Origin of the sequence: Chryseobacterium phocaeense (assembly GCF_900169075.1) — a bacterium.
Classification (GTDB): Bacteria; Bacteroidota; Bacteroidia; order Flavobacteriales; family Weeksellaceae; genus Chryseobacterium; species Chryseobacterium phocaeense.
The window spans coordinates 2,564,634-2,583,188 of sequence record NZ_LT827015.1 but is presented as its reverse complement, the minus strand read 5'-3'; the positions used below and the strand labels follow the sequence as shown (position 1 = coordinate 2,583,188).

The following is an 18,555-nucleotide window of genomic DNA, read 5'->3' as shown; positions in this document are numbered from 1 at the left end:
TTTAATTTAAAATAAAATTCCCTCAATGTGAAGGAATTATAAGTTGCAAAGGTAGTCTAAATATTTTTAAGCGTGTTATTTTACTTTTGTCCACTGCTGGTTATGTTTCAGGTCTTCAAAAAACTGATACACTTTCATGAGTTTTTCGCTTCCTCTTTTCCCATAATCTTCTACATTTTTTGAAGTTCCATCTGCGAAACCAATTCTCAGATAAGAGGTCGGAAGATCGCTGATGTTTCTTGAGCCGTAGTTGTTTTCCAGGTTTTTCACATCAAGGTCATTCAGGAGAGAAATAAGCTGTTTATAGTCTGCTTCCTTAACCACTCCTTTAAAAGTCCCTTCCCGTGGTTTTGAAAATTCTCCTTTGGAAAAATCTTTGGAGAAATTGAAATGTTCAGCTTCCAGGATGGCTGTTCTGTCAGGGTTGATGGTCAGCTTAAAAATAGGGCAGGACCCAAAACACGCTCCGGCTTCATATTCAATAGTGGTATATGGTGAGCCGGCCTTTTTTTGTGCGGTGCAGGAAAATAAAAATATAAATGCACAAAGACTGAGTATATATTTCATAACGATGGTTTCCCAGGTTTCTTTCAATAATTATTCCAAATACCAACTTTCTCAGTAGAAGAGTTATTCCAGAGATGAAACACAACAGCCTTTAGTGAATGATAGTTTAAGAAATACCGGATTGCTATCCTTTGATTCATAATACTTTGTACGTTTTTTTGACGTATTGTAATAAGCATAGCTTTTTATTTCCCCCCTGTCGAATACTATTTTATTTTTGAAGAATAAAGGCTCCATATCAAAAAGGATATTGTTATTGAAATTATGATCAGTATCAATAATATCCAGCTCAATAACTCCTAAATTGATTTTTCTTTTTTTATAGTGAATAAGGTTGTACCTGTAATGGATAAGGTTGTTTTCTGCCCGTTTTTCAACAAGTTCTAATATCTGGTCTGTTTTCGCCTTTTTCCGTTTTCTGACTGCCGAAATTTCAGATTCAAGAGGGATATCTCCTTTAAAATAATCAAAATTTTCAGGTTTGATCTCCTTATTTTCGTCCTTGATCAAAACAGGCAGAACCGGGTTGCTCTCTCTTTTTAAATTGTAAATAACTCCATTTCTGCTGTTGTTATAAGAGAGAACAGACAGATCCGCATCATTCACATAATATTCAATATTTTCACTCACCTCAGTATCTTGATCGGTAGATTGGGCATTGCTGTGAATCAGTATGTAGTTTAATCTTTTATTAAACTCAAATTTAAAAAATGCTTTATGGCTTACAGGTGCAGGTTCTTCTGATCTGAAATTTTGCACAAATGAATCGCCATCCTGAGCATGAGCTGAGGCAGGGAGCAGGAATGAAACAAAAATAACAGCGGGTGCTGTTATTTTATGTATGAAGTGTGTCATTTTCTATCCATGAAGTTTTTTCCAGACGATGTCTTTCAGTTCTACAAGGCCTTCTCCCGTAACTCCGGAGAAGAAAATGGGTTGTCTGTTTTCCGGAAATTCAGCAGAGATTTCTTTTTTCAGCTCATCATCCAGAAGGTCGGATTTTGAAATGGAAATAATGAAATCCTTATCTAAAAGTTCAGGGTTGTATTCCGTCAATTCATTTTCCAGAATTTTAAACTCCTGGAAATGATCTTCAGAATCAGCCGGAATTAAGAATAATAAGATGGAATTTCTTTCAATATGTCTTAAGAATCTGTGTCCTAAACCTTTTCCTTCCGCTGCCCCTTCAATAATCCCAGGAATATCAGCCATTACAAAGGATTTGTAATTTCTGTAATCCACAATCCCGAGATTCGGAGTCAGGGTGGTAAATGCGTAATTCGCGATTTTAGGTTTTGCTGCGGAAACAGAAGCAAGAAGTGTAGATTTTCCGGCATTCGGGAATCCGACAAGGCCTACATCAGCAAGAATTTTAAGCTCGAAAACCACATAGCCTTCCTCACCATCCATTCCGGGTTGTGCATATCTTGGCGTCTGGTTGGTAGAAGATTTAAAATGTTCATTTCCCAAACCTCCTTTTCCACCTTTCATCAGGATGATCTCCTGCTTGTCTTCCAGAATTTCACCGATGATTTCACCGTCTTCATTTTTTGCAATCGTCCCGATAGGCACATCAATGTACACATCAGAACCATCAGCACCGGTCAGCTGGCTTTTTCCTCCGTTTTCTCCACGTTCAGCTTTTACGTGACGCGTGTAGCGGAGTGGAAGTAAAGTCCATTCCTGAGCATTTCCCCTCATAATGATGTGTCCGCCACGGCCTCCATCACCACCATCAGGACCTCCTTTCGGAATATATTTTTCACGGCGGAGATGGGCAGAACCTGCACCTCCGTGGCCGCTTTTACAATGGATCTTTACGTAATCTACAAAGTTTGACATATTTTTTGGGCTTAGGATTCAGAGCTCAGGATTTAGCATAAACATCAGTCCGCTAATTCCTGAACCCTGATTCCTTATTTAATTTTTTCTACTTCAGCGAAAAGCTTTTGGGAAATTTCGTCAATTTCTCCGATGCCGTTTACCTCAACATATTTTCCCTGTTGCTTGTAAAGTTCAGCTACTTCTGCTGTTTTAGTATAATATTCTTTAATTCTGTTTTCAATGATTTCTACATTGCTGTCATCAGATCTTCCACTGGTTTCCCCTCTTTTCAGAAGTCTTTCCACCAAAGTTTTATCTTCTACCACCAGAGACAGGCAGATGTCGATCTCGTCATTCAGCTCTTCTTTTACAATTCTTTCCAGAGCTTCCGTCTGTGCGGTAGTTCTTGGATAACCGTCAAAGATAAACCCGTTGGTATCCGTCGGTTTTTTAAGCTCGTCAATCAGCATATCCGTTGTTACCTGATCTGGAACAAGTTCTCCCTTATCAATATAAGACTTGGCCAGTTTTCCAAGCTCCGTGTCATTTTTCATGTTGTATCTGAAAAGGTCACCTGTTGAAATCTGTTTTAAGTTGAATTTTTCGATCAGGTTTTGAGCTTGTGTTCCTTTTCCACTTCCTGGAGGGCCGAACAGAACAATGTTTATCATAATGTTAAAGGGCTTCCGGCGGTTGGCAGTTAGCTTTTGGCATTTACCATTGGTCTAGCCTGCTTGTAGCCTTTAGCGTTTTTAAGTTATTATTAAATTAATTTCTTTATTTTACTTTTTTAGGCTAAAAGCTATCAGCTAAAAGCCAACAGCGTTTAATGGTTGATTTGTCCTTCTTCCAGTTGATACAGACCCGAAAGGTTTCTTCCTAACTCATCATAATCAAGTCCGTAACCAAGAACAAATTTATTCGGGATTTCCTTTCCGATATAATCCAGCTTGAAATCCTTTTTGTACACTTCCGGCTTTAGCAGGAAAGAGGCCAGTTTTACAGATTTCGGACGCTGTGTTTCCTTGAAATATTTAAACAGGCTTTCCACAGTATTTCCTGTATCTACAATGTCTTCCACCAAAATAATGTGACGGTCTCTCACATCTTTGGTCAGTTCCATTTTCTGGTAAACAATTCCTGTAGATTCTGTTCCTACGTAAGAACTCATTTGGATGAAAGCAATTTCGCATTCGCCAGGATAATATTTTAAAAGATCTGAGAAGAACATGATTACTCCGTTCAGTACCCCGATGAAAACCGGAACCTCGTCTTTATAGTCTTCATAAATCTTTAAAGCTGTTTCTTTTACAATTTCCTGAATTTCGTCTTCCTTCAGGTAAGGAACGAAAGTTTTGTCGTGGACTTTAATGCTTTCCATAAAAAATTTTAGTAGTCGGCAAAGTTACGTTTTTTTGATTAAAATCTTTTCAACTTTTATTATGGATTTAATAAATACTTTGTGCAAAAGGAAGAATCAAATAATTCAGATTCTAAAATCTCCTATATAGTAAAAAATTCCGTCAGTTCTCAGGTTTCTTATCCTTTTTAAAGAAGTTAAATTTGATTCAAAAAATAAAAACATCCGGATTCAATCCTTGCATAGCTGAAAATTTTATCTGAGAATTTGATTTTTTTTATCTGGAAAAAATGAATAATTAATAATTTGACCTGAGTCTGAATTAAGAAGTTAAGAGAAGCTGCAAAGAGGATGGAAGCTACTATTGGACCGAACATTTCTTACGGTTATCATAAAAACTGACCACTTCGGATGAAAAGATTAATAAAAAGCCAGGATAGAAGTCTTTAGACCTCCATAACCTCCCTCTTCCAGCTTCTGGCTTCCTTCCTTTTTGTCAGAAGAAATGGTTTTATCCCAAAATCAGGTTAATTTACTATCTTTGTACTTCCAAACCCCAAAAGATCATCATGTAGGATTTAATTTCTTTTCGATTTTATCAAACAATAACGCCTGTTATTGGATTAATTATTACTAAAAAAGAAATTATGATTTTACTGCACAATATATCCTACGGGTTTCCGGGAGGAAATCTCCTTTTTAATTCTATAAACCTAACCTTACAGCCTCACACGAAATCTGCACTGGCCGGAAACAACGGTATCGGAAAATCCACACTTCTGAAAATTATAGGACAGGAAATTCTGCCTTTGGAGGGGAGCGTTACCGTTAAAGGAAATCTCTATTACGTTCCGCAGATGTTCGGGAATTTTGATCATCTCACGATAGCCGAATGTCTTAAGATCGATGAAAAACTGAATGCCCTTCAAAAAATCACCAGTGGCGAGGTAGATGAAAAATACTTTGAAACGTTAAATGACGACTGGGAGGTTGAAGACCGATGCAGGAGTGCATTGCATTACTGGAATCTGGAAGACCTTGAACTGAACCAAAAGCTTGAAAGCTTAAGCGGTGGACAAAAGACAAAAGTTTTTCTCGCCGGAATACAGATCAGCCAACCTGATATTATTATCCTCGATGAACCTACCAATCACCTCGATGGGGAAGCAAGAAAGCAGCTCTATAACTTTATTGAGAAGACAGACGCGCAGGTAGTAATGGTGAGTCACGACCGTACTTTGCTCAACCTTGCTGATACTATTTTTGAATTGAGTAATCAGGGAATTTCTGCCTATGGCGGAAACTATGATTTTTATGCTGAGCAGAAAGAAATAGAAGAGGAGGCGCTTTATCACGATATTCATGCCAAAGAACGGGCTTTGAAAAAAGCAAAGGAAAAAGAGCGTGAAACTATGGAACGGAAGCAGAAACTTGATGCAAGAGGAAAAGGAAAGCAGGAAAAGTCCGGGGTAGCCAGGATTATGATGAATACCATGAGAAGCAATGCCGAAAAGAACACTTCTAAGCTCAAAGGTATCCATGCAGAAAAGATCAGTGGTATTTCCGGGGACCTCCGTGATCTGCGTTCTTCAATGAAAAATGCCGATCAGATGAAAGTGAATTTCAATGATTCCAATCTGCATTTCGGGAAAATCCTGATTAATGCGGAAAATATCAATTTCAGATATGGCAGCAGAAGCTTGTGGAAAGATCCTGTCAATATTCAGATGGTAAGCGGGGACAGGATCGCCATAAAAGGTTCTAACGGTTCGGGAAAAACAACTCTGATCAAACTGTTGCTGGGAAATCTGCAGCCTTCTGAAGGAACAATGACAAGATCGGATTTTAATACCATCTATATTGACCAGGAATATTCATTGATTGATCAGGAGTTGAGTATCTATGAATTTGTCCAGCAGTTTAATGATAAAGCTATGCAGGAATCTGAAGTAAAAACTTTGCTGTCCAGATTTTTGTTCGGAAAGGAAACCTGGGCTAAAAAATGCAGAGCCCTGAGTGGAGGAGAACGCCTGAGAATTTTGCTGTGTGGACTTTCGATCAGCAGTAAAGCTCCTGATATGATTATTCTGGATGAACCGACGAATAATTTAGACCTTCAGAATGTGAAAATTCTTACGAATTCCATTAAAGACTACAGGGGAACTTTGCTGGTGATTTCGCATGATGAAGTGTTTCTGGAGGAAATTGGGGTGGAGCGGGAAATTGTTTTGGGTTAGCAACTTATACTCACGCGGATTTAGCTGATGGAGCAGATTTTTCTTGTTGGAAATCGCAAAGGCGCAAGGTTGTTTAAGAAAGATTGTTTTTAAGGCGCAAGAAAATCGAAGATTTTCAAAAAGGATTAGGATCAATGATATTATTTCATTTATTGAGATCACAGCGGTGTACAATTTTATCGCAGATAAAATCCTTGCGTCTTAAAGCCTGAAGAAAGGAAATTTTAGTGTCTTTGCGATTTCCAACATATTAGTTTAAAGAAACTTGTCTGATTAAAAGACGGCTTTATATTATAAATATGTTGTCATCCAGCTATTGATGTCATTGAAAACATCTTTACGAATCTCTTCATTAAGGATTTCGTGGCGCATTTCAGGATAGATAACAGAGTTTACGTTTTTAAATCCATCCTGCTTTAAATCCTTGACTGTTTTCATAACACCTTTTCCAAAATCTCCTATCGGATCATTCTGTCCGCTGACAAACAGGAGAGGGAAGGATTTTGAAATGTGAGCAGCCCAATGTCTTGCCGTTGCTTTTTTATAAATGCTGAACAATGCAAAAAAAGCATTATTGCTGAAAGGAATTCCACAGAGTTCATCTTCAGTAAAAGCTTTTCTGTTAACGGGATTTACGCTGAGCCAGCTTGTATCATCAAAATCCTGATCTTTCTTAAAATGTTTGTTATTGACGATATTAAAAAGGGTATTGAGATAGGTAGGATATTTCGGTGCTATTTTATTGGCTAATGAAAGATAACCTTTGATCAGACTGATTCCCGCCAAAGGACCTCTGGTTCCAACCAGAACAGCGCCTGTAAATTTATTGCTTGCTTTTTGAAGCAGACATCGGGTAACAAATGATCCCATGGAATGACCAAGTACAAAATGGGGAACATCAGGATATTGCTGATGAAGATAATTACTCATGGCTTCAGCATCTGAAACCAGTTTTTCATCAGGGCGGTCGAGTTGGAAAAATCCGATATCTTTTTTATCCTTTACAGATTTTCCATGACCCAGATGATCATAGGTAAGGACAGCAAATCCTTGATCTGCAAAATACGCTGCAATTTCAGTGTATCTCCCGCTGTGTTCCTGCATGCCGTGGATGATGAGTAGAGTGGCTTTTATAGGAACTGCATGGGGAGTGAAAAGGGTGTGGAAGAGTTTGGGACTGTCCATAGTTTGGGTAGATAAGTATGCTGATTTTTGTAATGAGCTCATAAGATAATTCTATGGGACTTATTAAGTATAGCTATGGATTTGCCGTTTATTCATCTAACCTTGTTGATATATCCATTTGTTGGTGGAGAATTCTGATGATTTCAATTTCTTCATCCTTCAAATTGATTTTGTAAAATATAAAATGTGATTTTACTCTTGAGCGGAAATATCCTTTTCTAATTAAGTTGTAGTCTTTTCCTGATTCAGGATTGACAGTTATATATTCAATTTCACTCATGATTAAATTAAAATAGTAATCAGCCTGTTTTAATGACCAGTTTTCAAAAGTGTATAACCATATCTTTTCTAAATCATTTGATGCTTCCCTACTTATTCTATATTTCATGAGTCTGCAGAATGTTTTTGATGAAGGCCCTTGAGAAACTCATTACGATCAAAATTCTTCACAAAACCGGATTTTTCACCTTTTTTTAACTCATTAATTAATTCTGTTTTTTTTGATTCTTCATGCTCAAACAATCGTAATGCATTTCTTATAACCTCACTTGCAGACGAGTATTTTCCTGATTTTATTTGTTCACTAATGAAATTATCAAAATAATCTCCCAGTAATATGGATGTATTTTTTGCCATTGTGCTAATTTTAATCAAAGATACCAATTTTTGGTATATTAAAATGGTTTTTTATGGTATTTAATCATTATTAGTCCTAAAATATTTTCAAATTGCCTAATTTCTTGTATTTCCATCCAATGTTCTTTCGCTTTTCCATGATCTTATTATTTAAATAAATATATATTATTAACTCCAACCACATGATTTCCACCCCACCCAAAAATAAAATCCCCTCAGAATTTGCCCAGCCTATTTTTAAAAAGTAATTTTGCATGAATCTAAAATAATAGTAAAATATGTCAACTTACGTAGTTGTAGGTCTTCAGTATGGAGATGAAGGTAAAGGGAAAATCACGGATGTTTTATCGGCTAAATCGGATTATGTAGTTCGTTTCCAGGGTGGAGACAATGCTGGTCACACGGTTTATGTCGGGGATGAGAAATTTGTTTTGCACCTTCTTCCTTCAGGGGTACTGCAGTGCAAAGGGAAGTGTATCATTGCGAACGGAGTAGTGGTAAACCCGAAATCTTTCATTAAGGAAGTAGGCCAGATCGAAAGCAAAGGCTTAAGAACCGACCACATTTTCATCAGCAGAAGAGCGCATGTGATCATGCCTTACCACATTCTTTTGGATACATACCGTGAAGAAGAGCACGGAGGAACTCAGATCGGAACCACTAAAAAGGGGATCGGACCTTGCTATGAAGATAAAATTGCAAGAGTGGGGATCAGAATGATCGACCTTCTGAATCCTGAAATTTTAAGAGATAAAATCGAGAAAAACTTAAAGATTAAGAATTCTCTTTTTGAAAAATATTACGGAAAACCGACACTGGACGTTGAAGAAATTTACAACGAATATTTAGAAATCGGAAAACAGCTTCAGGACAGAATCGTTGATACTGAACTGGAATTAAACGAAGCCATCAGAGACGGTAAAAACGTTTTATTCGAAGGGGCACAGGCCTTGATGCTTGATATCGACTTCGGAACGTATCCATACGTAACTTCTTCTTCTCCATCTACAGGAGGGGTTTGTTCAGGAGCAGGTGTTCCGCCAACTTCACTTCAAAACCTGATCGGGGTGGCAAAAGCTTACTGTACTAGAGTTGGAAACGGACCTTTCCCATCTGAACTGGATAATGAGCTTGGAGAAAAGATCAGACAAATCGGTGGTGAATTCGGTGCTACAACAGGAAGACCAAGAAGAACAGGTTGGTTAGACCTTGTTTCTCTGAAGCATGCTTGTATGATTAACGGAATCAACAACCTGGTAATTACAAAATTAGACGTTCTTACAGGAATTGAAAACCTGAAAGTGGTGACCCATTACAAAACTGAGGACGGAAAAATCATCGATTATTTCACTTCTTCCACTGAGAAATTATACAACTACGAGCCAATTTATGAGGATTTACCGGGCTGGAATGAAGATATCACCAAAGCAAGAAGCTATGATGAACTTCCTGACACTGCTCAGAAATACATCGAGTTTATCGAAAAGTATTTGGGAATCAATGTGTACCTTGTTTCGGTAGGACCTGAAAGAAGCCAGAACATCATTAGAAAAGAATTATTCTAACTGTAGAATTCTAATAAATTATAAAAGAGACCGTCCTTGTGATGGTCTCTTTTTTGTGATTAAGGATTTATAACCAGAGCATCTTTAATTTTTTTTCTGCAAGAAAAAATATGTGAAGATGCGTGGTTAAAATAATCTGCTCTATCTGCAAGATCTGCGTGAGTCCGTTTTGTGACAGTTGTAAAAATTAATATAGGAAAAATCTGTGTCAATCCGTGAAATCAGCTGGAGAAAAATTATCCCTCTGTTACTACTGCATCACGTTCTCCGTCTTCCTCTTTTCCCTCCTGAATCATTTCCTCAGCTTCTGCTTTTTCCTCAGAAGTCGCTTCTTCCACCTGGTCTTCCTGTTCATCATTGTGATGATCAATAAAAAACTCACAGTAGACCGGAAGATGATCTGAACCAAAGTTTTCCAAGGTTTTAAGCTCCTGGATGAAAATATCCTCACTATGAAACATCAGGTCTATTGGAAATCTCAGCAGACGATATCTGGCATGGAATGTTGAAACAAAGGAATGCCCGATTCTGGGATCAATCAGATGGCTGGTTTTTCTGAATAAAATGGAGGATTTTGACCATGCGACATTATTAAAATCTCCTACCACAATTACAGGTTCTTTGATATCCTTGACGCGTTTGGCCGCACTCAGAAGGTCTCCGTCTCTTTCTTTTGAGGTTTCTTCTTCCGTAGGGCTCGGCGGCGGCGGATGCACCCCGAAGAATACAAATGAAAAGCCGTCTTTAGTCTTTAAATGAACTTCAATACTGGGTATATCATCAGCCACAAAGTAATGGGTCTGCGAACTCTTGATCTCCAGCTTTGAATAGAAGTGCATGCCATAAGTGTTTTCAAGAGTTACCTTATGATGGAAGGGATAATCTTTTTCCAGGACTTTCATCGCCTGTTCCCAATCGCCGTTGCTTTCCATGGTGAGAAAAACCTCGGGCTTATATTTTTCAATGAGTTGGATAAACCGGTGATATTCTTTATTGAACTGATAGACATTGGCGGAAATAAAATGCAGTTTTTGAGAGGACTGGTGCTCTTGCCGGTGCTTTTTTACAGGATAAAGCGGCGTGTATTTTACAAGCGTGACCCCATGATGAACAAACAGGAACAGAAGCAGCCCCTGTCCGTACCAGAAATGCTGGGGATGATCAATCAGAAGTCCGATTATAAAAGTAATAACGACAATATAAGTGATCTGGATCTTACCAAATTCCGGAACCCTGAATACCCAGTGTGAATGCTGTATTTTTGGAAGGATGGTCAGCAATACAAGTAACACTATTAAAAACAAATAAATTCCCCACATAATAACAAATCAACGGATAAAAATAGGTTATTTTTCATACAATCTGAAATATTCATTTTTAAACTTTGTTAATTTTAAGAGGTTACAATATTTTCACTATTTTTATGGTATTGGATTAATCAATATTACCATGAATAAATTAGCTGTTATCACCTTGCTGTGCTCTGTCTTCTGTTTCGGACAGCAGAACCAGGACATCGAAAAACCCATCCGCAACCTGTTTTCGGGAATGAAAAATGCAGATCCGGAACTGATGAGGTCTGCATTTACGGAAAGTGCTGTTTTGCAAAGTATTGACAAGGACGGAAACGTGAAAAATGAAAATATCCAGGAGTTTGTAGCCTCTGTTTCCAAATTTTCAAAAGATGATCTTGAGGAAAAAATTGTCATAGAAGCCGTTCATACAGATGGAAATCTGGCGAGTGTGTTTACGCCGTATTCTTTTTATTTTAAAGGAAAATTTTCTCACTGCGGGGCGAACAGTTTCCAATTGGTTAAACAGCAGAATGAATGGAAAATCCAGTACATTATAGATACCAGAAGAAAGGACAACTGCAAAGAGATTAAATAATGAGAAACCGGAATCTTATCCTAAATTATATTTTTATAAGCTGCCTGATCCTGCTCTTTTTAAATGATCATTTTTTTAAATATGACTATAGTGGATGGTTCACAGGTAAACTGTCAGATATATTGGGGATCATTCTGTTTCCGATGCTTCTTACTTACCTGTTTCCGATACTGAGACAGTATTCTGTTTTTGTGGCCGGGCTTTTATTTACTTTTTGGAAATCGCCGTATTCCGAGAATATGATCCAATTGTATAATACCGTGTCGCCTGTTCCGCTTCATAGGGTAGTAGACTACACAGATCTTATGGTTTTGGTGTTGCTGCCTGTTCCTTATATGTTGATTAAAAATACGGATATTATTGATCGTTTTACTTTTAAAAAGATCAATCCTTCCTTTGTTCTGCTGCCTTCAGTGCTCATTTTGATGTCTACTTCACCTGGAAAACGGTATTTTGAGTATGTGCCCTATACCGGGAATCTTTACTTTAATAATGCTACTTTTGATGTGAACAGATCAACGGATGAACTGTTTTCAGAAATAAAGAAAAGGAATATCAACATACAGAAAGATACTGCCAGGATCATCGCCATGAACAAAACAATGCTCCTTAACGCGGGGGAATTTGAACAGAAAAATCTTTACAATCGCGAAAAAATCTATAAGGTATCCGACGATTCTTTAAAAGTAAGAATTTTCCGGATGATAGAGAAAAGTGATGCTTATAAAATCAATAGTCTCCAGCTGGGCGACCAGACCATTTGGGATGTCCAGTTTGATATGCGTTCAAAAGATTCAAATACCAGTACTGTAATCACAGTAAAATCTGCGAGAATAGGAGAAACACTGAAAGCAGAAGAAGTAGACAGAAAGCTTAGAAAAATGTATAAAAAACTGCTGGCAGATAAATTTAAAACCCTTTAAAATGAAGATCCACCACATTGCTATCATTTGTTCAGATTATGAAGTATCCAAAAAATTCTATACGGACATTTTAGGACTGAACATCATCCGTGAAGTTTACCGGGCAGAAAGACAGTCTTATAAGCTTGATCTGGCTATCGGAGAGCACTACGTGATTGAACTGTTTTCCTTCCCTGATCCTCCCGCAAGGCCTTCCCGCCCTGAATCCTGCGGTTTAAGGCATCTCGCATTCTCAGTTGAGAATGTTGGCGCTAAAAGAGAAGAACTGATGGCGAAAGGCCTTACCTGCGAAGAAATCCGCATCGACGAATACACCGGGAAAGAGTTTTTCTTTACCCAGGATCCGGATCAGCTTCCGCTTGAATTCTATGAAATGTAAAATCAGTGGGCGTAACCCGTAAAGAAACTGATCGCCATAATAACAAGCACAATCGAAGAAATGACTACATATACGTAGTCTTTTTCTTTTAAATACCCTATCAATGCGAAAATAATCCTTACCAGGGGCGTAAAAATCAAGAGTAGAATTCCCAGCTGGATAATCGCCATGCCTTCCCCCTTACATAAAGAGGTCCAGAAATGGCCCCATACTTTTTCAGAAGAGGTTCCTATATCAAGGCTGGTGTATTTTTTTGGCATTTTAAAGCCTTCCAGAAACAGTTTGATAAAACCGATCAATGACGTTGCCACAGACAAAATAACGCCCAGTCTCAGGAGATTTCCCACCGAACGGTTCAGATCCACATCTGTAAAATTCTTTCTCATTATCTGAAGCTTTTATTGATCCCGTTATACATCATATATACTGACAAGATGGTAATCACAATGGCAAAGAAGACTTTTAATTTCTTTGTTTTGGAAACCATCAGCGTTTTTGAACCTATGAAACTTCCTACTACCACGCCAATCAGTACCGGAGCTACGATCACAGGAATGATCTCTCCTCTCTGGAAATAGATCAGGGCGCTGGCCACAGCCGTTACACCGATCATAAAGTTGCTGGTTGTAGTAGAAACCTTAAAAGGCAGTTTCATCATATTATCCATTGCCAAGACTTTAAGCGCACCGGAACCGATTCCTAAAAGTCCGGACATTGCTCCTGCAAACATCATCATTAAAAATCCCGAAACGGTATTTCTGGCGGAATAACTTTTTAGAACTCCTTTATCAGGAAAAGTCCCGTAAAGTTTAAGCTTTTCTTCAAGGCTTCCTTTAATTAAAGGCTCCTGATGATCAGGCTTTCCTTTAAGATTTAAAATTACTGTCAGAAGAAGAATACTCGCAAAGATAATTCCGATGGTATTCGGGTTAAGCATTCCGGAGACCAGGGCTCCCATGATAGCTCCGGCTGTAGTACCAATCTCAAGGAACATTCCGATTCGCATATTGGTAAAACCTTCTTTTACGAAAGCTACCGCTGCACCGGATGAAGTTCCAATCACAGAAATTAATGAAGCCCCAATGGCATAATGCATCGGAACACCGAAACCCAGCGTTAATAAAGGGATTATGATAACTCCTCCTCCCAAACCTGTAAGTGAACCTAAAAGACCGGCTGAAACTGCGCCGAGAAACAGAATGATGATTTCTGACATGCTACAAATATAAAACTATTGTGGTAGTCTGCCAAACGTTTAAAAAAGATAAATTTGACGTATTTTTGCAGGTATGAAAAGTGAACTGAAATTATTTTATATCATTCTCGGTGCAACGCCCAAAGGCAGGAATATCGAGCAGCATGACGTTTTTTTCGGGATAGCGGAAAACCTTAAAGATCTCGTTCCCGATATGAAGGATTTCTGGAAAGAAGCAGAAGGGAAGATCCATCTGGACTGTTACCAGGAAGTGAAATTTGCAGACGGATATGAAGTGAAGATTGTTGAAAAAACAGATCAGAAATCTGAAGACCAGCTGTACTTCCTGAATCTTGGAGGTTACAAAAGGGGTTTTTTTGAAGAATTTCATGAACAGCACCTTATGGTAGGAAAATCAATGGGAGAGATCATCAAGCGGGCAAAAGCTACGGAGTTTTATGAAACCATGGGTTTTGAAGGAGCCGTAAGCCACGTTGATGACAAACATGGCGTAGACATCGATGATATTTTTAATGTGAATGATATCCTTCCCGAAAAAATGAAAGAAAAATATACGATTATCCTGACCAGATCTGATGCAGAGAACCAGGAAAATCCAATGGGGTTGGGATACCTGAAAATTGATAAAGTACAGTAAGGCTTTTCGCATTTAATCTAATAGAAAAAATAAAAAGTAAGAATGAAAATAGGAATTTTAGGAGGCGGACAGCTGGGAAGAATGCTGATTCAAAGCGCACTGAAATACGACGACGAATTTTATACACTGGATCCGGCTTCCGATGCGCCATGCAGCACGATCTCACATTTTACACAAGGGAACTTCAATGACTATGAAACCGTCCTGAACTTTGGAAAGGACAAAGAGGTGGTGACCATTGAAATAGAGCATGTAAATGCAGATGCCCTGGCCGAACTTGAAAAACAAGGGGTAAAAGTGGTTCCGAATGCAGCCATCATCAAAACCATCCAGCAAAAAATCCTTCAGAAAGAATTTTACAAAATACATGATATTCCAAGTCCTGAATTTCAGGTGGTATGGAACAGTGATGAAAAAATCAGAATGCCGCTGCCTTTCGTACAGAAAATGAATACCGGAGGTTATGATGGAAAAGGGGTTCAGGTGATTAGAACTGAAGAAGATTTTCAGGATTTATGGAAAGAAGCTTCTGTGATTGAAAATCTGGTTGATATAGACAAGGAACTTTCTGTAATTGTAGCCAGAAATGAGAATGGAGAAACCAAAACCTTTCCGGTAACGGAAATGGTGGCAGATCCGAAACTCAACCTCTTGGATTTTAATATCTGCCCGGTTTCTTTAAACGAAGATATCGTCAAGCAGATTGACTCCATTACCCAGAAGTTTTTAAATGCAGTAAACTCACCGGGGCTTTTCGCGATCGAACTATTCTTAGATAAAGAAGGAAAGGTCTGGGTGAATGAAACGGCTCCAAGGCTGCACAATTCCGGCCACCAAAGCCAGGAAGGAAATGCCAATTCACAGTTCGAACAGATGTACCGTGTGGTGAAAAACCTGCCGTTAGCGAATACCGATGCACTTACCTTCAGTGGAATGCTGAATCTTGTAGGCGCAGAAGGACACGCGGGAAAAGTGGTTTATGAAGGAATGGAAGAAGTACTGAAACTCCCGAAAACATACATCCACCTTTACGGAAAAACTGAAACCAAACCTGGAAGAAAAATGGGGCACATCAACGTCCTTGCCGATTCCAAAGAAGAATTAATGGAAAAACTGGTGAAAGTGAAAGGAATGGTGAGGGTGATTGCTCAATAAGATCAGGACTGAAAATAAATATAAAGATAAAAGAGCTGTAATGATGATTGCAGCTCTTTTTGTGATTTTGCAATCATCACCCATCCACCTTCATCGAATGAACTTGTTGATTCCATCTTTGTTTTCTTGAATTTGTAGGATTCTAATTAAGCTTTGCGTATAAAATCTCCCGCAGATAGGGCAGATTATGCAGATTTTTTGTGTACAGAAAGTGTTTCCAAATTATTGCTTCTTAAAACTTATGTCCTTCTTTTAAAAATCCAAATGTATCAGAAAGCCTTATGATGCTGATCAAATATTGTATAGGATTTCCATTAATATTTTTTTAATTTATTTTGTGTAATTCATTAAAAAAATATATTTATATTAAAATAAAATATGTATTTTCATAATGAAAAATCCTGAATGATAAAAATTAGGAAAAAACCAATACTATTATTATGAAAAACTTAAAAAAAATCTCAAGAGAAACTTTAAAATCTGTAAAAGGAGGAATCACTCCTGAATGTGCTCAATGGTGGAGCTCAGGGCAACCTTATTATTCCAGCCAGGCAGCATGTCTTCAATCTCCAGGCTATGATCCTGACAATAATTTTGGATGTCATAATGCTTGCGGACGTTGGTACGTACTATAAAAAAATCTCTTGATAATTAAACTAAAGTCGGAAGGTTTCTTCCGGCTTTTTTATTTAATATCCTTTTCACTCACCGCTTCAAAAATCTTTTTCTTCTCATTCCATACAAAAGCATGATAGAAAATTCGCTTATCTTCATTGGATTCCCGGCATATGCTCGCAATAAATAATCTGCTGCCAGGATTGAAATTATCATGTATTGTTTTTTACTCTTTTTACTTGAAAATCTTCTGAATTACATTTCCGATTTCCATAAAATCATCATGATTTCCTACAGAACGTATCTCCGGACTGTTTTGATCAAATTCTGAAAACGGGAAAATCAGGAGGTAATTATTATCATTTAAATACCTGTTCAGCAATTCCGGGATCATTCTCATTCTTGGAATATAAGATTTCATCCCGCGTTTCGCCATCAAGACGATCAAAGCTTCATCTTCCTTTAATCCCGCAGCGGTTTTTTCGCCATCCTGCCAGGTACTCATGATGATAAATTCCGATTCTATATTGGCCTTTTTATTAATCCTCTGAAGAATATTCAGAATGTTTTCCGGGGCATAAAAAACCATGGTGGCACCGGAATTTCTGGCGATATTCCATACCCTGAGGAGTGCGTGGAAGAATCCGGCTTCCTTGTGGGCATTTTCAGGAATCATGACGGCATATTTTTTAATCGTGGAAAGGGGCTGGGCCGCATGATAGACCAATACGTTGACTTCATCGTTCTGAAGATAGCCATTGTAAAGGTTGTAAACAAAAGAAGGGGAGAATCCTTTTTCATCCTCCAGCCCAATGATAAGATCTGTAATGTCCTGTTCTTTAATCACATTTTTCACCCCGTTGACCACATCATTGTCATATCGTTTCAGGGCCTGTATGTTCACATCGGCAGCGGAAGCCGCATCAGCAGCCTGGTGAAGAAGTTTTTCAGCGTTTTTTACAGAGGATTCATTTTTATCCTCATTAATCACATTCAGTGCAAAAAGGTTCTCTGTATTCGAATGGGCTTTGATCTGGATTCCCAGATTAACCATTCTTTCCACAGTTTCCTCATGATTGATGGCCAGTAGGATATTTTCCTCTTCATGGCTGTTTCCGGAAACAGTATCTTCATTATCGCTGTCTGCAATCTTTTGTGCACTTGCCATTGAAATAAACGAAGAAATAGTACAGGAAACAAGGATCAGCAGAATACTTCCGTTCAGAACATGTTCGTTCAGTAATCTTACAGGTTCTCCGGTTTCTGTTTCGGAAAGGATGATATTGTATCCTACCATTACCGAGGCCAGTGTGGCTGCCGCAGAAGCAGAACTCAGCCCGAAAATCAGTTTTCCTTCCTCTTTGGAAAGTCTGAAAGTTTTTTGAGTCATCACCGCAGAAAGATATTTTCCACCAATGGAAGCCACAAGCATAATTCCTGCCACTTCAAGTGTTTCCCAGCTTTTGAAGAATACTTTAAAATCGATCAGCATTCCCACACTGATCAGGAAGAAAGGTATAAATATAGCGTTTCCTACAAATTCTACCCGGTTCATCAGTGATGAGGTATGAGGAATAAGCCTGTTAAGGGCCAGACCCGCAAAGAATGCTCCGATAATAGCTTCTAAACCGGCCAGTTCCGCAAGCAGAGCTGCCAGATAGATCATCACAAGCACAAAAATATACTGAGAAATCTTATCATCTACCTTTTTGAAAAACCATCGCCCTATAATCGGGAATACAATCAGAACAATCAGGGCGAATATAATAAAGGAAACGGAAAGTTTTACCCAGAATTCCGTACCGACATCTCCCTGCGAAAGTCCCACAATGACAGCCAGAACCAATAGTGCCAGGATATCGGTAATCATGGTTCCGCCAACTGTAATATTAACGGCTTTGTTTTTTGCAATGCCCAGTTTACTCACCAATGGATAGGCAATCAACGTATGAGAAGAAAAAAGGCTGGCAAAAAGAATGGAAGTCAGGACTGAAAAATGAAGCAGGTAGTAACCGCCAAGATAGCCCAGAACAAGGGGAACGGTGAATGTATAAAGTCCAAAAGTGAGGCTTTTCCACTTGTTCTTTTTAAAATCACCCATATCAATTTCCAGACCTGCCAGAAACATAATGTAAAGAAGACCTGTAGTCCCCGTCACCACAATACTGCTATCCCTTGCAAGTACATTAAATCCATTGGGTCCTATCACAGCTCCGGCAATAATAAGTCCCAGCAGATGTGGAACTTTTATTTTGTTTAAAAGAAGGGGAGCGGCAAGGATGATGACCAGTACCAACAGGAATTTTAATACCGGATCTTCAATAGGAAAACTCAGATTATGTATACTCAGTAAAATCATAGGTGTT

General features: G+C 38.4%; 20 protein-coding genes. 8 read left to right on the top strand and 12 right to left on the bottom strand.

All coding sequences use genetic code 11. The annotated features are described in order from the left end of the window. Positions 1 to 75: 75 nt before the first annotated feature. The 5 genes from B7E04_RS18435 to B7E04_RS18415 all read right to left on the bottom strand — a co-directional run bounded on the left by B7E04_RS18435 (position 76) and on the right by B7E04_RS18415 (position 3,772). Positions 76 to 567 carry a DUF6438 domain-containing protein gene (locus B7E04_RS18435; protein ID WP_080780746.1) on the bottom strand — a complete coding sequence of 164 codons (492 nt, stop codon included), beginning with the start codon at positions 565 to 567 and terminating at the stop codon, positions 76 to 78. A gap of 63 nt (positions 568 to 630) precedes the next feature. Then, positions 631 to 1,422 (bottom strand): hypothetical protein, encoded by a 792-nt coding sequence (locus B7E04_RS18430; protein WP_080780021.1) that lies wholly within the window; start codon positions 1,420 to 1,422, stop codon positions 631 to 633. A 3-nt stretch (positions 1,423 to 1,425) separates the two neighbouring features. Then, entirely contained in the window at positions 1,426 to 2,409 is a 984-nt protein-coding gene (obgE, locus tag B7E04_RS18425) for a GTPase ObgE (RefSeq protein ID WP_080780020.1), read from the bottom strand. Between the two features lie 74 nt (positions 2,410 to 2,483). Next, positions 2,484 to 3,062, bottom strand: a complete 579-nt coding sequence (locus B7E04_RS18420) for an adenylate kinase (protein ID WP_080780019.1) — start codon at positions 3,060 to 3,062, stop codon at positions 2,484 to 2,486. A gap of 155 nt (positions 3,063 to 3,217) precedes the next feature. Then, on the bottom strand, positions 3,218 to 3,772 hold the full coding sequence (locus tag B7E04_RS18415; RefSeq protein WP_080780018.1) for a phosphoribosyltransferase: 555 nt from the start codon (positions 3,770 to 3,772) through the stop codon (positions 3,218 to 3,220). 626 nt (positions 3,773 to 4,398) lie between these two features. Between B7E04_RS18415 and B7E04_RS18405 the strand changes: the two genes are divergently transcribed. Continuing rightward, positions 4,399 to 5,988, top strand: a complete 1,590-nt coding sequence (locus B7E04_RS18405) for an ABC-F family ATP-binding cassette domain-containing protein (RefSeq protein ID WP_080780016.1) — start codon at positions 4,399 to 4,401, stop codon at positions 5,986 to 5,988. A 291-nt stretch (positions 5,989 to 6,279) separates the two neighbouring features. Here the strand turns inward: B7E04_RS18405 and B7E04_RS18400 are convergent, their stop codons facing one another. From B7E04_RS18400 to B7E04_RS18390, 3 genes are read right to left on the bottom strand one after another with little or no spacing between them, the layout of a single operon-like run. After that, entirely contained in the window at positions 6,280 to 7,215 is a 936-nt protein-coding gene (locus B7E04_RS18400; RefSeq protein WP_080780015.1) for an alpha/beta fold hydrolase, read from the bottom strand. A 46-nt stretch (positions 7,216 to 7,261) separates the two neighbouring features. Further along, a complete protein-coding gene (locus B7E04_RS18395) occupies positions 7,262 to 7,561 on the bottom strand; it encodes a type II toxin-antitoxin system RelE/ParE family toxin (protein WP_080780014.1) in 300 nt (99 codons plus the stop codon). Then, positions 7,558 to 7,809, bottom strand: a complete 252-nt coding sequence (locus B7E04_RS18390) for a type II toxin-antitoxin system ParD family antitoxin (protein WP_080780013.1) — start codon at positions 7,807 to 7,809, stop codon at positions 7,558 to 7,560. The genes B7E04_RS18395 and B7E04_RS18390 overlap by 4 nt, the downstream gene beginning before the upstream one ends. Positions 7,810 to 8,087: 278 nt before the next feature. Here B7E04_RS18390 and B7E04_RS18380 point away from each other — a divergent pair, with 278 nt between their 5' ends. Beyond that, positions 8,088 to 9,374 carry an adenylosuccinate synthase gene (locus B7E04_RS18380; RefSeq protein ID WP_062648765.1) on the top strand — a complete coding sequence of 429 codons (1,287 nt, stop codon included), beginning with the start codon at positions 8,088 to 8,090 and terminating at the stop codon, positions 9,372 to 9,374. A 236-nt stretch (positions 9,375 to 9,610) separates the two neighbouring features. On the opposite strand, the gene B7E04_RS18375 is transcribed toward B7E04_RS18380, so the two are convergent. After that, positions 9,611 to 10,666 (bottom strand): endonuclease/exonuclease/phosphatase family protein, encoded by a 1,056-nt coding sequence (locus B7E04_RS18375; protein WP_228439986.1) that lies wholly within the window; start codon positions 10,664 to 10,666, stop codon positions 9,611 to 9,613. A gap of 157 nt (positions 10,667 to 10,823) precedes the next feature. Between B7E04_RS18375 and B7E04_RS18370 the strand changes: the two genes are divergently transcribed. From B7E04_RS18370 to gloA2, 3 genes are read left to right on the top strand one after another with little or no spacing between them, the layout of a single operon-like run. Continuing rightward, positions 10,824 to 11,264: a nuclear transport factor 2 family protein gene (locus B7E04_RS18370; RefSeq protein ID WP_080780010.1), complete on the top strand. Its 441-nt coding sequence runs from the start codon at positions 10,824 to 10,826 to the stop codon at positions 11,262 to 11,264. Beyond that, entirely contained in the window at positions 11,264 to 12,187 is a 924-nt protein-coding gene (locus tag B7E04_RS18365) for a hypothetical protein (protein ID WP_080780009.1), read from the top strand. The genes B7E04_RS18370 and B7E04_RS18365 overlap by 1 nt, the downstream gene beginning before the upstream one ends. A 1-nt stretch (position 12,188) precedes the next feature. Continuing rightward, positions 12,189 to 12,566 (top strand): SMU1112c/YaeR family gloxylase I-like metalloprotein, encoded by a 378-nt coding sequence (gloA2, locus tag B7E04_RS18360; RefSeq protein ID WP_080780008.1) that lies wholly within the window; start codon positions 12,189 to 12,191, stop codon positions 12,564 to 12,566. Between the two features lie 2 nt (positions 12,567 to 12,568). Here gloA2 and B7E04_RS18355 read toward each other — a convergent pair whose 3' ends face one another. Both B7E04_RS18355 and B7E04_RS18350 read right to left on the bottom strand, forming a co-directional pair. After that, a complete protein-coding gene (locus B7E04_RS18355) occupies positions 12,569 to 12,952 on the bottom strand; it encodes a DUF1634 domain-containing protein (protein ID WP_062648755.1) in 384 nt (127 codons plus the stop codon). Next, complete coding sequence (locus B7E04_RS18350; RefSeq protein WP_080780007.1) at positions 12,952 to 13,782, bottom strand: sulfite exporter TauE/SafE family protein; 831 nt, start codon at positions 13,780 to 13,782, stop codon at positions 12,952 to 12,954. Before B7E04_RS18350 ends, B7E04_RS18355 begins: the two co-directional genes overlap by 1 nt. A 73-nt stretch (positions 13,783 to 13,855) precedes the next feature. Between B7E04_RS18350 and B7E04_RS18345 the strand changes: the two genes are divergently transcribed. From B7E04_RS18345 to B7E04_RS22025, 3 genes are all read left to right on the top strand, one after another. Beyond that, positions 13,856 to 14,419 (top strand): DUF1543 domain-containing protein, encoded by a 564-nt coding sequence (locus tag B7E04_RS18345; RefSeq protein WP_228439984.1) that lies wholly within the window; start codon positions 13,856 to 13,858, stop codon positions 14,417 to 14,419. Between the two features lie 42 nt (positions 14,420 to 14,461). After that, positions 14,462 to 15,574, top strand: a complete 1,113-nt coding sequence (locus tag B7E04_RS18340; protein ID WP_080780006.1) for a 5-(carboxyamino)imidazole ribonucleotide synthase — start codon at positions 14,462 to 14,464, stop codon at positions 15,572 to 15,574. 440 nt (positions 15,575 to 16,014) lie between these two features. Beyond that, positions 16,015 to 16,209, top strand: a complete 195-nt coding sequence (locus tag B7E04_RS22025) for a bacteriocin-like protein (protein WP_139785441.1) — start codon at positions 16,015 to 16,017, stop codon at positions 16,207 to 16,209. A 215-nt stretch (positions 16,210 to 16,424) separates the two neighbouring features. Here the strand turns inward: B7E04_RS22025 and B7E04_RS18335 are convergent, their stop codons facing one another. Further along, a complete protein-coding gene (locus tag B7E04_RS18335; RefSeq protein WP_080780005.1) occupies positions 16,425 to 18,548 on the bottom strand; it encodes a cation:proton antiporter in 2,124 nt (707 codons plus the stop codon). Positions 18,549 to 18,555 lie beyond the last annotated feature (7 nt).

Excerpts from the sequence above, each read along its gene's own strand:
- B7E04_RS18435 (WP_080780746.1), bottom strand. The coding sequence starts at position 567 with ATGAAATATATACTCAGTCTTTGTGCATTTATATTTTTATTTTCCTGC.
- B7E04_RS18430 (WP_080780021.1), bottom strand. The coding sequence starts at position 1,422 with ATGACACACTTCATACATAAAATAACAGCACCCGCTGTTATTTTTGTT.
- obgE (WP_080780020.1), bottom strand. The coding sequence starts at position 2,409 with ATGTCAAACTTTGTAGATTACGTAAAGATCCATTGTAAAAGCGGCCAC.
- B7E04_RS18420 (WP_080780019.1), bottom strand. The coding sequence starts at position 3,062 with ATGATAAACATTGTTCTGTTCGGCCCTCCAGGAAGTGGAAAAGGAACA.
- B7E04_RS18415 (WP_080780018.1), bottom strand. The coding sequence starts at position 3,772 with ATGGAAAGCATTAAAGTCCACGACAAAACTTTCGTTCCTTACCTGAAG.
- B7E04_RS18405 (WP_080780016.1), top strand. The coding sequence starts at position 4,399 with ATGATTTTACTGCACAATATATCCTACGGGTTTCCGGGAGGAAATCTC.
- B7E04_RS18400 (WP_080780015.1), bottom strand. The coding sequence starts at position 7,215 with ATGAGCTCATTACAAAAATCAGCATACTTATCTACCCAAACTATGGAC.
- B7E04_RS18395 (WP_080780014.1), bottom strand. The coding sequence starts at position 7,561 with ATGAAATATAGAATAAGTAGGGAAGCATCAAATGATTTAGAAAAGATA.
- B7E04_RS18390 (WP_080780013.1), bottom strand. The coding sequence starts at position 7,809 with ATGGCAAAAAATACATCCATATTACTGGGAGATTATTTTGATAATTTC.
- B7E04_RS18380 (WP_062648765.1), top strand. The coding sequence starts at position 8,088 with ATGTCAACTTACGTAGTTGTAGGTCTTCAGTATGGAGATGAAGGTAAA.
- B7E04_RS18370 (WP_080780010.1), top strand. The coding sequence starts at position 10,824 with ATGAATAAATTAGCTGTTATCACCTTGCTGTGCTCTGTCTTCTGTTTC.
- B7E04_RS18365 (WP_080780009.1), top strand. The coding sequence starts at position 11,264 with ATGAGAAACCGGAATCTTATCCTAAATTATATTTTTATAAGCTGCCTG.
- gloA2 (WP_080780008.1), top strand. The coding sequence starts at position 12,189 with ATGAAGATCCACCACATTGCTATCATTTGTTCAGATTATGAAGTATCC.
- B7E04_RS18355 (WP_062648755.1), bottom strand. The coding sequence starts at position 12,952 with ATGAGAAAGAATTTTACAGATGTGGATCTGAACCGTTCGGTGGGAAAT.
- B7E04_RS18350 (WP_080780007.1), bottom strand. The coding sequence starts at position 13,782 with ATGTCAGAAATCATCATTCTGTTTCTCGGCGCAGTTTCAGCCGGTCTT.
- B7E04_RS18345 (WP_228439984.1), top strand. The coding sequence starts at position 13,856 with ATGAAAAGTGAACTGAAATTATTTTATATCATTCTCGGTGCAACGCCC.
- B7E04_RS18340 (WP_080780006.1), top strand. The coding sequence starts at position 14,462 with ATGAAAATAGGAATTTTAGGAGGCGGACAGCTGGGAAGAATGCTGATT.
- B7E04_RS22025 (WP_139785441.1), top strand. The coding sequence starts at position 16,015 with ATGAAAAACTTAAAAAAAATCTCAAGAGAAACTTTAAAATCTGTAAAA.
- B7E04_RS18335 (WP_080780005.1), bottom strand. The coding sequence starts at position 18,548 with ATGATTTTACTGAGTATACATAATCTGAGTTTTCCTATTGAAGATCCG.